At 52.3% G+C, this 14238-nt stretch carries 18 protein-coding genes; 4 read left to right on the forward strand and 14 right to left on the reverse strand.

Features of this window, described 5'->3' with window-relative positions; all coding sequences use genetic code 11:
- Nucleotides 1-122: 122 nt before the first annotated feature.
- The 4 genes from dacD to GFB57_RS13340 all read left to right on the forward strand — a co-directional run bounded on the left by dacD (nt 123) and on the right by GFB57_RS13340 (nt 3625).
- Nucleotides 123-1295: a serine-type D-Ala-D-Ala carboxypeptidase DacD gene (gene dacD / locus GFB57_RS13325; protein ID WP_032935099.1), complete on the forward strand. Its 1173-nt coding sequence runs from the start codon at nt 123-125 to the stop codon at nt 1293-1295.
- Between the two features lie 122 nt (nt 1296-1417).
- Nucleotides 1418-1885: a DNA gyrase inhibitor SbmC gene (gene sbmC / locus GFB57_RS13330; protein WP_003030184.1), complete on the forward strand. Its 468-nt coding sequence runs from the start codon at nt 1418-1420 to the stop codon at nt 1883-1885.
- Between the two features lie 107 nt (nt 1886-1992).
- Nucleotides 1993-3051, forward strand: coding sequence for an FUSC family protein (locus tag GFB57_RS13335; protein WP_003030186.1), 1059 nt, complete (start codon nt 1993-1995; stop codon nt 3049-3051).
- A gap of 238 nt (nt 3052-3289) precedes the next feature.
- Nucleotides 3290-3625, forward strand: a complete 336-nt coding sequence (locus tag GFB57_RS13340; protein ID WP_003030187.1) for a DUF496 family protein — start codon at nt 3290-3292, stop codon at nt 3623-3625.
- 40 nt (nt 3626-3665) lie between these two features.
- Here GFB57_RS13340 and GFB57_RS13345 read toward each other — a convergent pair whose 3' ends face one another.
- The 14 genes from GFB57_RS13345 to pduJ form a co-directional block, all read right to left on the reverse strand.
- Complete coding sequence (locus GFB57_RS13345; RefSeq protein ID WP_003030189.1) at nt 3666-4532, reverse strand: L-threonine kinase; 867 nt, start codon at nt 4530-4532, stop codon at nt 3666-3668.
- 92 nt (nt 4533-4624) lie between these two features.
- Complete coding sequence (locus tag GFB57_RS13350) at nt 4625-5839, reverse strand: acetate/propionate family kinase (protein WP_003030191.1); 1215 nt, start codon at nt 5837-5839, stop codon at nt 4625-4627.
- Nucleotides 5824-6276 carry a propanediol utilization protein PduV gene (gene pduV / locus GFB57_RS13355; RefSeq protein ID WP_003030195.1) on the reverse strand — a complete coding sequence of 151 codons (453 nt, stop codon included), beginning with the start codon at nt 6274-6276 and terminating at the stop codon, nt 5824-5826. Before pduV ends, GFB57_RS13350 begins: the two co-directional genes overlap by 16 nt.
- Nucleotides 6277-6280: 4 nt before the next feature.
- Nucleotides 6281-6631, reverse strand: a complete 351-nt coding sequence (gene pduU, locus GFB57_RS13360; protein ID WP_003030198.1) for a propanediol utilization microcompartment protein PduU — start codon at nt 6629-6631, stop codon at nt 6281-6283.
- A complete protein-coding gene (pduT, locus tag GFB57_RS13365) occupies nt 6631-7185 on the reverse strand; it encodes a propanediol utilization microcompartment protein PduT (protein ID WP_003030201.1) in 555 nt (184 codons plus the stop codon). The genes pduU and pduT overlap by 1 nt, the downstream gene beginning before the upstream one ends.
- A gap of 2 nt (nt 7186-7187) precedes the next feature.
- A complete protein-coding gene (gene pduS / locus GFB57_RS13370; protein WP_008324711.1) occupies nt 7188-8543 on the reverse strand; it encodes a cobalamin reductase PduS in 1356 nt (451 codons plus the stop codon).
- Entirely contained in the window at nt 8540-9652 is a 1113-nt protein-coding gene (locus tag GFB57_RS13375; RefSeq protein WP_003030204.1) for a 1-propanol dehydrogenase PduQ, read from the reverse strand. The genes pduS and GFB57_RS13375 overlap by 4 nt, the downstream gene beginning before the upstream one ends.
- 10 nt (nt 9653-9662) lie before the next feature.
- Nucleotides 9663-11048 (reverse strand): CoA-acylating propionaldehyde dehydrogenase PduP, encoded by a 1386-nt coding sequence (pduP, locus tag GFB57_RS13380; protein ID WP_003030206.1) that lies wholly within the window; start codon nt 11046-11048, stop codon nt 9663-9665.
- Nucleotides 11045-12052, reverse strand: coding sequence for a two-domain cob(I)yrinic acid a,c-diamide adenosyltransferase PduO (gene pduO, locus GFB57_RS13385; protein WP_003030208.1), 1008 nt, complete (start codon nt 12050-12052; stop codon nt 11045-11047). The genes pduP and pduO overlap by 4 nt, the downstream gene beginning before the upstream one ends.
- A gap of 8 nt (nt 12053-12060) precedes the next feature.
- Nucleotides 12061-12336: a EutN/CcmL family microcompartment protein gene (locus GFB57_RS13390; protein WP_003030211.1), complete on the reverse strand. Its 276-nt coding sequence runs from the start codon at nt 12334-12336 to the stop codon at nt 12061-12063.
- A gap of 3 nt (nt 12337-12339) precedes the next feature.
- Nucleotides 12340-12831, reverse strand: a complete 492-nt coding sequence (gene pduM / locus GFB57_RS13395) for a microcompartment protein PduM (RefSeq protein ID WP_003030213.1) — start codon at nt 12829-12831, stop codon at nt 12340-12342.
- Nucleotides 12828-13460: a phosphate propanoyltransferase gene (locus GFB57_RS13400; protein WP_003030214.1), complete on the reverse strand. Its 633-nt coding sequence runs from the start codon at nt 13458-13460 to the stop codon at nt 12828-12830. The genes pduM and GFB57_RS13400 overlap by 4 nt, the downstream gene beginning before the upstream one ends.
- Nucleotides 13460-13924: a BMC domain-containing protein gene (locus tag GFB57_RS13405; protein ID WP_003030215.1), complete on the reverse strand. Its 465-nt coding sequence runs from the start codon at nt 13922-13924 to the stop codon at nt 13460-13462. Before GFB57_RS13405 ends, GFB57_RS13400 begins: the two co-directional genes overlap by 1 nt.
- A 24-nt stretch (nt 13925-13948) precedes the next feature.
- The gene (pduJ, locus tag GFB57_RS13410) at nt 13949-14224 is read right to left on the reverse strand and encodes a propanediol utilization microcompartment protein PduJ (RefSeq protein ID WP_001057752.1); all 276 of its coding nucleotides are present in this window, start codon (nt 14222-14224) and stop codon (nt 13949-13951) included.
- Between the last annotated feature and the right edge of the window lie 14 nt (nt 14225-14238).

The raw sequence follows: 14238 nt of genomic DNA on the forward strand, positions 1-14238 counted from the left end.
ATCTGAAAACCTTTCCTTACAGCAAGAAAATGTGCCTTATGTCACATTTTCTTGCAATTTATCCATGTTTGTTCGCCAGAACTTCCGTAAAAAGAACGGCTATTTCTCCATTTCCTGAGGACATGCTGTTGAAACGCCGTTTGTTTATTGCCGCTTCACTCTTTGCGATGAGTTTTTCGCCCGCGTACGCGACCGAGGTCGTAAGCTTTTCCCCACAGCCACCTGCGATTAATGCCGGGGCGTGGGTATTAATGGATTACACCACGGGCCAAATCCTGACAGCCGGAAATGAACACCAGCAGCGCAACCCTGCCAGCCTGACCAAGCTGATGACTGGTTATGTTGTCGATCGCGCAATCGACAGCAAGCGTATTAGTCCGACAGATATTGTCACCGTTGGGCGCGACGCCTGGGCGAAAGATAATCCGGTATTCGTCGGTTCATCTTTAATGTTCCTGAAAGAAGGGGATCGCGTTTCTGTGCGCGACCTGAGTCGCGGGTTAATTGTTGATTCCGGTAATGATGCCTGTGTGGCGCTGGCGGATTACATCGCCGGAGGGCAGCCGCAGTTTGTCGCGATGATGAACAACTATGTGCAAAAGCTGAACCTGCGGGATACGCATTTTGAAACGGTACATGGCCTGGATGCGCCAGGTCAGCATAGCTCAGCTTACGATCTGGCCGTGCTGTCGCGAGCTATCATCCATGGAGAGCCGGATTTCTACCATATGTACAGTGAAAAAAGCCTTACCTGGAACGGAATCACGCAGCAAAACCGTAACGGTTTGTTGTGGGATAAAACCATGAACGTCGATGGTCTGAAGACTGGGCATACCTCCGGCGCTGGATTCAACCTGATTGCTTCTGCTGTTGATGGGCAGCGCCGCCTGATTGCGGTTGTGATGGGGGCGGAGAGTGCGAAAGGACGTGAAGACCAGGCGAGAAAACTGCTGCAATGGGGACAACAGAACTTCGATACCGTGCAGGTTTTACGTAGCGGTAAGCAGGTCGGTATTGAACGGATCTGGTATGGCGATAAAGAAAAAATTAGCCTTGGCACAGAGCAGGATTTCTGGATGGCCCTGCCTAAAGCCGAAGTCGCGAATATCAAGGCAAAATATGTTCTTGATAAGAAAGAACTGGTCGCCCCCATTGCAGCCCATCAACGTGTGGGGGAAATTGAACTCTACGATCGGGATAAACTGGTGGCGCACTGGCCTCTGGTTACGCTGGAGTCTGTCAACGAAGGTGGCGTCTTCTCGCGTTTGAGCGATTACTTCCGCCATAAGGCGTAGTTTTCCTGATGTGCCTGACTGGCAAGAGTGCGAATCTGCTCACATAATAATCACTGATTCCTTGTGGCCGTCATACCTAAAAATTACACTGTATATAAATACAGTGTAATAACGGAGGTTATATGGAGTACGAGATAAAGCAGGTCGAGAAACGCATAATTGCCGGTTTCCATATGGTTGGACCGTGGGAACAAACGGTAAAGCAAGGTTTCGAACAGTTAATGATGTGGGTCGACGGTAAGCAGATCGTACCGCTGGAATGGATAGCCGTTTATTACGACAATCCTGACGTTGTTCCGGCGGAAAAACTTCGTTGTGATACCGTGGTGTCTGTGCCTGAAGGTTTTGAGATCCCGGAAAACAGCGAAGGCGTGATCCAGACCGAGCTGGCAGGTGGCGACTATGCTATAGCCGTTGCGCGCGTTGAAAATCATGACTTCGCGACGCCGTGGTATCAGTTTTTTGAGCGCCTGATGCAGGATTCGACGTATGCGATAGCGGCTAAACCCTGTTTTGAAGTTTATATGAACAACGGCATGGAGGACGGTTACTGGGACATTGAAATGTACGTGCCGGTACAGTTGAAGTAACTGTTTTTGGTGTAAATCAGGATGAATGTCCTGGTTATCAGGATGATGTTTTCACCGTAAAAACAGGTACAATTCGCTTCTTTGCTATTCCCTGACGGAGTGCATGAGTGCGTGCAGATAAGTCGCTGAGTCCTTTTGAAATTCGTTTGTATCGTCATTATCGTGTGGTGCATGGCATTCGCATTGCGCTGGCGTTTCTTCTTACTTTTCTGTTGGTACGCCTGTTAAACATTCCCGAAGGTACATGGCCTCTGATCACGCTGGTGGTGATTATGGGGCCAATTTCTTTTTGGGGTAACGTTGTTCCCAGAGCGTTTGAGCGTATAGGCGGAACGATCCTGGGCTCGGTGCTTGGATTGATTGCCCTGCGTCTGGAACTCTTTTCGCTTCCGCTAATGCTGATCTGGTGCGCGGTGGCGATGTTTCTCTGTGGCTGGTTGGCGTTGGGTAAAAGGCCGTATCAGGCGCTGCTGATTGGCATTACGCTTGCCGTGGTCGTGGGGGCGCCTGCCGGAGATATGAATACCGCGTTATGGCGCGGTGGCGATGTTATTTTGGGTTCGTTACTGGCGATGCTGTTTACCGGCATCTGGCCGCAGCGGGCATTTATACACTGGCGTATCCAATTGGCACATTGTGTGACGGGATATAATCGGGTGTATCAGGCCGCGCTATCCCCTAATTTGCTTGAGCAACCGCGGCTTGAGAAGCATTTGCAGCAGCTCTTAAGTGACGTTGTCAAAATGCGCGGGCTCATCGTTCCCGCCAGTAAAGAAACCCGAATTCAAAAATCTATTTTTGAGGCTATTCAAACGGTTAACCGCAATCTGGTCTGCATGCTTGAGCTGCAAATTAATGCACTTTGGGCCAGCCGCACCAGCCACTTTGTCATGCTGAATGCGCAAACTTTGCGTGAAACTCAGCTCAGGACGCAGCAGGCGCTACTGACCATAACCCACGCCTTGTACGAAGGGAATCCGCAGCCGGTGCTTGCCAATACGGAAAAGCTCAATGACACCGTGGCGGAGTTACGTCAGCTCATTGCTGAGCATAAAGGCGATTATGTCGCAGAAACGCCCATTCACGGCTACGTTTGGTTGAACATGGAAATGGCGCGACAGCTGGAGTTGCTCTCACATTTAATCTGTCGCGCGCTGCGCAAATAAAGAGCAGATGAGGCGATAGGTTCTACTGCTGCTTCGATTCAGCAAAGATTAGAGGTATGATACTGAAAAAGGCTAAAACCATTGGTAACTGCAATGGCTTTACCCTCGATAATTCAGGTTTCAACCATGCATTGTCGATGCAGATGCAACTTGAAGTATGGCGGGCATGAAAGTAATGTTGACCCACTTTAGCCGTTGTTTTAACGAATCCGAATCTCACATTATCAGGGGTGTAAAAATGGAAACTACCAAGCCTTCTTTCCAGGACGTGCTGGAATTTGTTCGTCTGTTCCGTCGTAAAAACAAACTGCAACGTGAAATTCAGGACGTTGAGAAAAAGATCCGTGACAACCAGAAACGCGTTCTGCTGTTGGACAACCTGAGCGACTACATCAAGCCTGGAATGAGCGTGGAAGCGATTCAGGGCATTATCGCCAGCATGAAAAGCGATTATGAAGATCGTGTTGATGATTACATCATCAAAAACGCTGAGATCTCTAAAGAGCGCCGCGACATCTCTAAAAAGCTGAAAGCGATGGGCGAAGTGAAAAACGCCGATGCGAAAGCTGAGTAACGATTTTATGCTCGTTTGGGTCGCTGCTTAGCGGCGGCCCTTATTGCAGTTCGACCCCGCCAGTTACCATCCGCAACAAATGTTGTTCCGGCCAGTGCACTGTCAATTTTTTCTGCGTCAGCATCCATTTAATGTAGTCCACATCATGACGCTTTCTGTCGAGCATCAGACCGACGACGCTGCCGCTGTGCGCGACGTTGACACCGTATAAATCACATTCTTCTACCAGTGCTAATAGTGAATCAAAATCTGGTTTAGGTAACAGCAACTGACTGGCGATCGCGCTCAGCGTGGCGGCTTCGCCTATCCGATAAGGGTTTTGACTGATACAGGCTTCCTGTACCTTTTCCCATGCGCGTTTCAGAGCTGGGGCGCCCGCCAGTAACCCTGACTGCCGTGGAGTACGGTGATAATCAGCAGTAAGCAAGGTTTCCGGACTTTCGAGAACCAGCAGATCGAGTTGAGGTTGGGATTCACAGGCAATTTGCGTGGAGGCGTCGTTATGATCGAACAGCGTAAGCTGGCGGAAAACGGTGCTGTCGGTAGGTTCCAGCGAAACGCAAAGCTGCGCCAGAGTGGATTCGTCTAGCTGATGCCCCAGATACTGTGCCGTGGCGATTGCCGTGGCGGCGATATCCGCTGTGCTGCTGGCCATCCCTTTAGCGACAGGAATGGTTGACTGGACATCTATTCGGATATCCTGACTCATGTGTGCCGGGTATTGCCAGTGCAGCAATAACTTCTCAACCATTGCCCGCGAAAGTGGACGTTCATCTGTCAGCGGCGAACCTGAAGTGACCTCAACGGTGCTATACCATTCAACCGGGCAGGAGACCAATTTCTCACTGCCCAGAATCCAGCCCTGGATAAGTTCTCCGCACGATGCGGGACATTGCGCAACAGCCACGTCTTCACCTATGTGATCAGCAATCCTCGGCGCATAGTGTCATGGCGATCGCGCTATTACCATGATTTGCCGCAATTTGAGGTGCTGCAGTATTATGCAGGAATGCCCAATGTCACAGTTTCAGATATCGCTAAACGCATAACGTCTTGCGCAATCATTAGCTCTTCATTGGTATTAATCACTGCTACTTTGACCATCGCATTTTCCGTTTGAATGAAGGTGGCATTACGCTGATTTTTTTCCTCATCAACGGCCAGACCCAGGAAATTCAGGTTACGACAAATCGCAGCGCGCGCCCGTGCGGAGTTTTCGCCAATACCACCGGTAAAAACCAGGGCATCCAGACCGCCCATCTGCATAATATAGCTACCAATGGTGGCACGAATGCGCTCAGCAAAAAGCGTCAACGCCAGCGCAGCCTGGTGATTGCCCGTATCTGCGGCATGTTCAACGTCGCGGTAGTCAGGTGAGATGCCAGAAACACCGAGCAATCCGGACTCATTGTTGAGCAATTGGTTGAGCTGCTGCGGTGTTTTGCCTTCTCGCAGGGCTATCCAGGGCAAAATGGATGGATCAATATCGCCACTTCGCGTGCCCATCATCACGCCAGATTGTGGTGTAAAGCCCATTGACGTATTCACCGATTGTCCGCCTTTGATGGCGCAGATGCTGCTGCCGTTGCCCAGATGACAACAAACAACGCGCAGGGCGCTGAGTGGCACACCCAGTTTTTCAGCAAGCTGTGAGCTAACGTATTTGTGGCTGGTACCATGAAAACCGTAACGACGAATACCCAACTCGACATAGTAACGCCAGGGCAGGGGATAGATGAAAGAAGGCTCATCAAGCGTTTGATGAAACGCGGTGTCGAACACCGCAACGGCTGGCGTTTTGGGCAATAGCTGGCGGAATACCGCGATCCCCAACGCATTTACTGGGTTATGCAGAGGAGCCAGTTCCGCGAGTCGCTCGATTTCTGCCAGCGTTTCATCAGTTACCAGCGCGGAGTCTTTAAAGGATTCCCCGCCGTGTGCGACGCGGTGGCCCACGCCGTCGATCTCTTCCAGACTGCTGATAATGTGGTGGTTGAGCAGTTTTTCCAGAAGCAACGTTACGGCTTCACGGTGATCTGCTACAGGCAAAGTCTCCTGCCATTTCTGCGCTGGTGTTTTTAGGGTGACCTGTGCATCAGACAAACCGATACGTTCTATCAACCCCTGGCAGATCATTTCACCCTGCGGCATCGCCAGTAGTTGAAACTTAAGCGAGGAACTACCTGCATTAATGGCCATTATTTTGTGAGACATGAAGGTTCCTTTGCATTCAGAAAAATGAACATCTCATCGACTCCGGTATTCTCCAGCGCGCTGGTGACAAATACTTTTTGCGCACCAGCCTGAACTAACCAACTCTCCACAAGAGAAATACGCTGCGGGTTGGCTAAATCGGCTTTGGTAACGAGGCCAATAACGGGTCGGTTCATTGGCCCGGTAAAACCGGGAGAAAATGGTGACCACGGCGCGTCTGCATTGAGTACCAGCGCAATAATGTCCGCTTCACAGGCGCTGGCCAGCAGCGCACTGTACAGGCAGCGGTTCTCAAGATATTCACCCGGTGTGTCTATTGTCGTAGGAGACCAGACTATGGCCTGGGTCTTCTGATAGTGGAGCACCTCTCCGCGCATGCACTGCGTGAGCGACGTTTTACCGCACTGGCTGGGACCAATTAGCATGATACGTTTCATGAGATTACGTCCGGGTGATGGGACACGCGGTAAAACGCATCATTTCGCCCAGCGTTCGGGTTACCTGTTTCAGCGCGTACTCAACGGCTGAAACATCGCCCGTCAATACCACCGCGCCGGTAAACCGGTCGAGAAAACCAATCTCTACCGCCCCTGATTTCGTGGCGATATCACAGGCGATGATTGAGGCTTCGCTAGGGGTAATGGTCAGAATACCGATCGCAGAAACCGAATCAGGTAATCCCAGTTTCTTGAACAAATCCTTACCGGGATTGGCGATAAGGTGCGCCAACGTGACCTGTTTGCCAGGAACATATTCCTGAATCATACGATCCGTGGTGGGTTGTCTTTCCATTATCCTTCCACCATTTGTCGCCACATGCTTTCGTGTGGACGGGGGATGACCGAGCGGTAAACCAGCAGGCCTTTTTCACCCGCACTTTCACTGGCAACCGTCACCGCGTTATTCACATCGGATACATCGCCAGCTACGACCATGTAACACTTGCCGCCAATACCAAATGCCATATGGACGCGTACCAGCGTGACGTTGGAGGCTTTAACCGCCCGGTCGGCGGCGCAGATGCAGGCAGCAACGCTCCATGTTTCGACAATACCAACTGCCTGACGCTTATCTACGCTGTTTAGTCCGCTGATTGCGGGTAGTACGCTGGCATGAATGTTGGGGAGTACCAGACTATCAACGAGCATATCGCCAGCAAGAGATGTTCCAGTGGCAATCGCCTGTTGTACGGCACCTACGTCACCACCGAGCATGAGTAGAAATTTTCCCGGGCAGATGGTCTTGCTGACCAGTAAATTCACATTCGCGCTTTTTAACATGGCATCGCCAGCTTCCATTCCTTTGGCAATGCTGGTGAGTTCTAAAATCCCTATAGCCTGAGACATGATTAACCTCTTATTACCGTGATGGATTGCTCAGTGATTTCGCTGACAATACCGTCAATACTGGCGTGAACAGGCGCGCCTAATGCACCGGACGGCACATCGGCAACGCATTGACCGCGAACAACGCGTTCGCCTTGTTCTACACATGGGATAGCGCTGGCACCTATATGCTGGCGTAACAACAGCGTCGCTTTGTCTGTGGAGTAGTCAGTCTCAGCCAGTGGCGCATCGTGATACCAGTCGCTAAGGCCCAGTTTGGTAATAAGGCGCTTAACCGGGATCAGCCGGTACTTCGCCATTTCATCCTCAGGATTTAGCGGCCCTTCATAACGATGGTTGAGCGCCCGCAGCTCGCGTTTAAGCATGCGGTTGATTCGCATCGGCGAAATCCCAACTGGACAGGCAACGCTTTCACACACATTGCATTCTGAGCAGGTCAGGGCCGTGAGCAGCAATTGCGGCGTGGCTGCCTGCTGATAATTAACCGCACGAACCAGCAGATGCGGGGATAATTCATGACCGATCAAATGCCTTGGGCACAAATCCGTACACAAACGGCACTGCTCGCAAACGGTTTTTGCAACGGAAAGCACGGTACGTTCATCCTGCATCCGCCGCTGAATCAACGCATGAGATTTAGGCAAAACCAGCAGGCCCCCGGTGGTCTTGCTGACTGGGGTATCCAGTGAAGTAATCAGGCCGCCCATCATCGGACCACCGTTAATAAAGCCGGGATCGTCAACGGTTGCACCCCCGGCCAGCGCCAGAACGTCACGTAAAGACATTCCGATAGGGACTGTGAGTGTGATGGGACTGGCGACTGCGCCGTTAACGGTCAAGGTACGACGCGTAACCGGGTACTGCTGCTCAACTGCTCTCGCGATGTTGAGCACGGTCTGGACGTTATTGACCACTACGCCGACGCTGACAGGCAGCGCGGCAGGCGGAACTCTCCGGCCTGTTGCCATCCAGATGGTCAGAACCTCGTCACCTGCCGGGTAGACATCGGGCAAAATATGTAAGCGGATCCCGGCAGGCAGAAGGGGCGTTAATGCATTGATAGCCTGTTGGTATTTCTCTTTGAGCGCAATAATTCCGGAACTGGCTCCGGTAGCCGTCATGGCATATTGAACGCCGTGGATAAGTCGCTCAGCCTGGACGGCCATCAACTGCTGGTCAACTTTCAGCATTGGCTCACATTCAGCCGCATTGACCAGAAAAGTATCGACCTGCGCCTGTAATTTTACGTGAGCAGGAAAGCCTGCGCCTCCGGCTCCGACAACACCCGCTGCGCGAACGCGTTCGCGAATTGTCTGCGCATCATAGAGCGTGGACTCTGCCGTCATGGCTGTCTTCATAATAATTCCTCAAGCAGTTCCTGCATGGCACTGGCGTCGGCAACACGAGGATTGGTTTGCAGCGTGACATCAGCCAGCGCGGCCTGAACCATCGACGGGATACGTTGCGACCAGGCTTGCTTTCCGTCTTTAAGCGCGTCAACTAAAGAAGGCAACGCACACTGTTTTTTGAGTAGCTCGATATGATGAATGAGCGCATTCAATGCCGCTGTATCGTTCGCGTTATCCGGGCATAAATGGCAGGCTTTAGCGAAACGGGCATAGCGCTTCGCAGCCCGCGGATCGCGAGCATTAAAATAAATGACATGGGTCAGCAGCAGCGCATTGGCAAGTCCGTGTGGCAGATGAAACTGACCGCCCAACTGATGGGCAATCGCATGATTGATCCCCAGTCCAGCCTGACTAAATGCCATTCCCGCGAGCGTTGACGCATTGTGCATTTTCCCTCTTGTTGCCAGGCATTCGCCTTTGCTGACGGCGACAGGCAGGTACTGGAAGACGATTTGAGCCGCTTTTCCAGCCAGTGCATCGGTGAAGTCGCTGGCCTTCGTGGACACGTATGCCTCCAACGCATGCGTTAACACGTCCATGCCGGTATTCGCGGTTATGGCTGGCGGTACGCTGACGACCAGCGTTGGATCAAGGATGGCCATGTCTGGATAAAGCGCATTATTAAACAATGGATATTTAATGCCTTTATCCGGATCGCTAATCACGCAGGCGCTGGTTACCTCGGAGCCCGTACCGCTGGTAGTGGGAATTGCGACACAGGTTTCAATTTCAATACCGAACTGGCGGCTGAACCAGACGATGGCTTTTGCGGCGTCCAGTGCTGAGCCGCCACCAAAACCCATCACGATGTCCGGCCGCAGGGACTGCATTTGTGCAATCCCTTGAACTACAGTGCTGATGGTGGGATCGGGGGTGATATCGCTGAAAATGCTGATGCGGTTATCCGCTGGCAGAGCGTTGCGCAGCTTTTCAATCAGGGGAGAACGCGCGAGAAAACCATCGCAAATAATCCAGATATGCTTATTCGTGAAGCGCTTGAGCACATCCAGACTTCCCTGGCCGCTGTACAATCGAGTTTGCAGTGAAAAGCTATTCATAACGGCCCCATTAACGAATAGAAAAACCGTTTGTCAGCACGCAACGACGAGAGCGTGCGAAAGTGCGCGCAGATGTTGTTCCTTCACCGGTTGGCGTCGCAATAGTGAAGGTTGTAAAGCCTTCACCACCAACGCCGATCCCGGCGTAAGAGGGGCCATTTTTCACAAAGATGGAGGTCTGAAGCGTGCGCGCGGCAAGGTTCAAACGTGACACATTTTGCGAATGCATAATGGCCGTGTGATGCAATCCCTCTTCAACCTTCAGGGCCAACGTTAATGCACTATCAAAATCGCTCACCGTTACGACGGGGAGCATTGGCATCAGTTGCTCGCTGGTAACCCACGGGTCGTCCGCATGGACGATGCCTATCAGTAATCGAGGTGCTTTTGCCGGAACCGGTATTCCTGCTGCTTCCAGTAAGGTTGCCGGGCTTTTACCTACCAGTTTTTTATTGGCTATGCCTTCTGGTAGACAGACGGCTCGCAGTTTGTCTACCTCTTCTCTATTGAGAAGCATCGCACCAAAAGACTGCATCTGTTGAACCAGTCGTTCGGCAACGGCATCAACAACAATCAGGCTCTTCTCAGCAATGCAGGGGAGGTTGTAATCAAAGGATGCGCCATTGATGATATCTTCCGCCGCCTTAACCAGGTCGGCCGTTTCATCAACAATGCAGGGGGGATTTCCTGCGCCTGCGCCGATGACTTTTTTCCCGCTTTTCATGCCCATAGCAACAATGCCTGGGCCACCGGTAATCGCCAGAACTGCGATTTTAGGGTGCGCCATCATCTGCTGGGTAGCCTCAAAAGTGGGTTCTGTGACCGTGACGACAAGATTACGAATTCCGCAGCAACGGAAAGCAATATCTTCAATCATGGCAATCAGCTTGAGTGAAATCTTTTTAGCACCCGGATGCGGACTGAAGTAAACGCTATTCCCTGCCGCCAGCATGCTGATGCTGTTGTTAATAATGGTCTCTGTCGGATTAGTACTGGGGGCGACAGAACCAATTACGCCAAACGGTGAATACTCGAATAACACCATGCCGCCATCGCCGGTTAGCGCCGTGGTGGTGAGATCTTCGATACCCGGAGTGTTGTCCAGCGCGGCTTTATTTTTAAGGAACTTATCCTCTTTGTTGCCCATACCCGTTTCGGCAGCGCTCTCAGCGGCCAGTGAAGCAAGATGAGGCGTCAGTTCTTCGCGTAGGGCGTTTATGATGGCGCTGCGGGTTTTCAATGGACATTGCTGGTAACGCAGAAAAGCCTGATGAGCGGCATCGATCGCTTCGCCAACGGACGGAAAAATACCGTTACCCTTAACTTCTGCTTTTGCCGGTGCGAGTTGCTCACTCAAAATGTTACGAATAAGGGTTTCAAGTTCTGAAGTATTCATTGATGTGTTCTCACGTTAATCGCCGCAATGGCCGTTTCTGCAATGTCCATATCCTGTTCAACGCTTCCTCCGCTGATGCCAAGACCCCCGAGGAGTAAACCCTCACGCCATAATGCGTACCCGCCACCGAAGGTGACGACTTTTCCCTGCATATGGCTTTCCAGACCGTAAAGCGCGGCGCCTGGTTGCACTGCTGATGTCAGCTCATGCGTGGCGGTTTTCATCGCCACGGCAGTCCATGCTTTTTTCGGTGCCAGTTCGCTACTCACGAGTAATGCGTCAGGCATGCGCCAGGCCACCGTTTGGGTACCGTTCGCATCAACAATACTAATGACGACCGGAACCTGAAGTTCTTCTGCTCTCGTCACCGCAGCGCGAGTGAGTTGGTGGAGCTCCTGAAAAGACAGAGACATAGTCGGCTCCTTTGTGGCTGGTGGTTGAACGGCAGCGAGATAGCGCTCAGCCACTTTCTGAATGATTTCGTTTTGATGGGCGTCATGATCTTCTGCTCGTGCAAGCGCATATAAGCAGTCGGACAGGCGGTTGATATAACGCATCAGCACGTGTCTGACGGAGATCTCGGTGGACAGCTCGACCAGTCGTCTCTCTGCGCGACGTGCCAGAGTTCGGGCAAAGTGCAGTCGGCTGGCGGCTTCGCTGCGGCCTGGTAAAATAAAGCTGCGCAGGGGCGGTACTCTTCCCATTGCGATATCGATGGCAGCTTCCAGTGCCGCAATTTCTTCTGAGCTGATGTAGCGCTGCTCTGGCGTCGGTTCTTCGCTTTCGCTTGCCAGTTCGGCGCTGAACCAAAAAAGCTGCAGCTGGATATTTTCAAGTAACTGCCGGTGCTGAGGGTTTTTCGCCACGCAAACGCATAGGCTAAGCGCCGCATTCAGTTCGTCCAGCGTACCGTAGGCTTCCACGCGCGGATGCGTTTTGCTCACGCGCTGTCCGGTAAATAGGGCTGTTGTTCCGGCATCACCTGTGCGGGTATAAATCGCCATAGTTCCTCCTAACGAGAAAGCGTGTCGACAATGCCGACGATAGCCAGATCAATGGCCTCATTAGGGCCGGAAAATACGTGTCTGGCGCTGGACCCGCTGCTGAGTAATACCAGTTCGCCGGTCCCCGCGCCGACAGAATCAACAGCGACTTCATCTCCACTCACTGGGGACGCAGGAAGCTCTCCGTCAGCACTTACCCGACGTACCAGCAACAGTTTTTTTCCCACCAGTGATGGGGATTTTTGCGTGGAAACCACAACGCCTGTAACCCGTGCCAGATGCATAGCTCACTCCTGCTTAATTAGTTGGACATTTCGCAGACTGACAGCTTCCTGAGCCAGAGCCGTCACGACACATCGACGGCGTAGCACCAGTACGCCATCCCTCAATTGGGCGACGTCGGCATAGCTGAGAAGCTTCTCAGGATGCAAAAAGATGATTCGCCCCAGTTCGTCACTGAACTCCAGCGGCAGACGCGCGAGTTTTTTCACGGGGATTGCGGGTAACAATCGGTGTTGTAGTGAAATCTTCACGCGGACTCCGCATGCCAGCGCGTCGTGAATCGTTACCACCGACATGTTGACTGGGCAGCCTTCGGCAATTTGCTCCAGTAATGGCAGGTCCACTTGCTGGAGATGGAGCGACGAGTACTGGCAGCATACTGTCCGTGAATTGATTTCCCGTAACTGCGCGACGCTAAGAGTGAGCGTGCTTTCCGCGCGTTTTTTTAATCGGGAAACAACCTCCTCGATAATGCGTTGCAGCAGTTCGTTGTTCATCGTGAGGTCACCAGTGTGGCAAATGCCTGGGGATTATCAGCGCCTGCAGCATTGGCTTCGTCTGTATCGATATGCATTTCGAGGCGCATATCCGGCGAAACGCGTACAGCGACGTTATCGAAAATCAGTCGACGTTCATCGCCATTAATGGCGACCGAGACTTTATCACCATGGGAAACTCGCAGAATCAGAGCATCGAGCGGCGACATATGGATATGCCGTTGGGCAACGATCACCCCGGATGCTAACTCCAGTTCAGCAAATGGGCTGACAAGACGAACACCGGGTGTACCCTGAATATTGCCCGACATCCGCAGCGGAGCAGCAATTCCCAACGTGCGGGCGTCGGTACGAGAAATTTCGACCTGGCTGGTATTGCGCAGCGGGCCGAGTAAACGCACATTTTTTAACTGACCTTTTGGCCCCACCAGCGTGACAGTTTGCTCTGCTGCATATTGTCCTGGCTGCAGCAGCTCTTTTTTCTCACTAATTGGGTGATTGGGAAACAAGCGGCCGTAATCTTCAGCGCACAGATGAATATGCCGATTAGAGATCCCCAGCGGAATCGGGCGCTCGCGCATTTCATCGAGAACCTTAGCGACAGTGGTTTCCAGTTGCTGTTTATCCATCACACTTCACCTCGTTTGCCGGAGTGAAGACAAAGAGTGCGCGGCTCACCTTTTTGGCGAGGGCAGGCAGGATCAAGACACAAATTGCAGCTAATCAACTCTGCATCTTGCGGCGCTTCGGGTGCCGCATGGTCTACAAATATCTCTTCATGCGGTATGGCTGGTATGGGTTCGGGCGTTGGTTCAGGCTCCAGGACAACGCTATGCGACAGGATCCCGTCCCCGGGTCTGGAAATGACTTTGTGAGCCACCAGTCCATCTAGCTGGTCAGCGAAACTGACACCAGTGGAAATGGCCGCCTGGACGGAGGCCACATCCCCGATTATCTTGATCACCGTCCAGCCTGAGCCGTTGGTTTTTTCTAGGCCCACCAGCGTGATGGAGGCGGCTTTCGCCATGACGTCCGCGCAACTGATGGCTAATGCCAGACCACTAACTTCAAGTAATCCCAGTGATTGCTTCACGCTGTGCTCCTTGGTTGCAACAACTTATGCGGATTTAGGTAAAATGGCTTCAACGTCGCTGTGCGGACGCGGGATAACGTGGCAGGATTTCACCTCGCCAACGGCGCTTGCGGCTGCGCTTCCAGCATCTACGGCTGCTTTCACCGCGCCGACATCACCGCGAACCATAACGGTGATGAGGCCAGAGCCGATTTTTTCGTAACCAACCAACTGCACGTTTGCGGATTTCACCATGGCATCAGCGGCTTCAATAGCGCCGACAAGCCCTTTTGTTTCAACCAGTCCCAGTGCGTTATTCATACTGCTTTTCTCCT

This window comes from Citrobacter sp. S39, from assembly GCF_009495675.1.
In the GTDB taxonomy this organism is placed as follows: Bacteria; Pseudomonadota; Gammaproteobacteria; order Enterobacterales; family Enterobacteriaceae; genus Citrobacter; species Citrobacter freundii.

What these genes read in the sequence shown, in the direction of transcription:
- pduU (WP_003030198.1), bottom strand. Translation starts at nt 6,631, where the DNA reads ATGGAAAGACAACCCACCACGGATCGTATGATTCAGGAATATGTTCCT.
- dacD (WP_032935099.1), top strand. Translation starts at nt 123, where the DNA reads ATGCTGTTGAAACGCCGTTTGTTTATTGCCGCTTCACTCTTTGCGATG.
- GFB57_RS13400 (WP_003030214.1), bottom strand. Translation starts at nt 13,460, where the DNA reads ATGGATAAACAGCAACTGGAAACCACTGTCGCTAAGGTTCTCGATGAA.
- pduO (WP_003030208.1), bottom strand. Translation starts at nt 12,052, where the DNA reads ATGGCGATTTATACCCGCACAGGTGATGCCGGAACAACAGCCCTATTT.
- pduT (WP_003030201.1), bottom strand. Translation starts at nt 7,185, where the DNA reads ATGTCTCAGGCTATAGGGATTTTAGAACTCACCAGCATTGCCAAAGGA.
- GFB57_RS13350 (WP_003030191.1), bottom strand. Translation starts at nt 5,839, where the DNA reads ATGTCTCACAAAATAATGGCCATTAATGCAGGTAGTTCCTCGCTTAAG.
- GFB57_RS13390 (WP_003030211.1), bottom strand. Translation starts at nt 12,336, where the DNA reads ATGCATCTGGCACGGGTTACAGGCGTTGTGGTTTCCACGCAAAAATCC.
- pduM (WP_003030213.1), bottom strand. Translation starts at nt 12,831, where the DNA reads ATGAACAACGAACTGCTGCAACGCATTATCGAGGAGGTTGTTTCCCGA.
- GFB57_RS13340 (WP_003030187.1), top strand. Translation starts at nt 3,290, where the DNA reads ATGGAAACTACCAAGCCTTCTTTCCAGGACGTGCTGGAATTTGTTCGT.
- pduP (WP_003030206.1), bottom strand. Translation starts at nt 11,048, where the DNA reads ATGAATACTTCAGAACTTGAAACCCTTATTCGTAACATTTTGAGTGAG.
- sbmC (WP_003030184.1), top strand. Translation starts at nt 1,418, where the DNA reads ATGGAGTACGAGATAAAGCAGGTCGAGAAACGCATAATTGCCGGTTTC.
- GFB57_RS13375 (WP_003030204.1), bottom strand. Translation starts at nt 9,652, where the DNA reads ATGAATAGCTTTTCACTGCAAACTCGATTGTACAGCGGCCAGGGAAGT.
- pduJ (WP_001057752.1), bottom strand. Translation starts at nt 14,224, where the DNA reads ATGAATAACGCACTGGGACTGGTTGAAACAAAAGGGCTTGTCGGCGCT.
- pduS (WP_008324711.1), bottom strand. Translation starts at nt 8,543, where the DNA reads ATGAAGACAGCCATGACGGCAGAGTCCACGCTCTATGATGCGCAGACA.
- pduV (WP_003030195.1), bottom strand. Translation starts at nt 6,276, where the DNA reads ATGAAACGTATCATGCTAATTGGTCCCAGCCAGTGCGGTAAAACGTCG.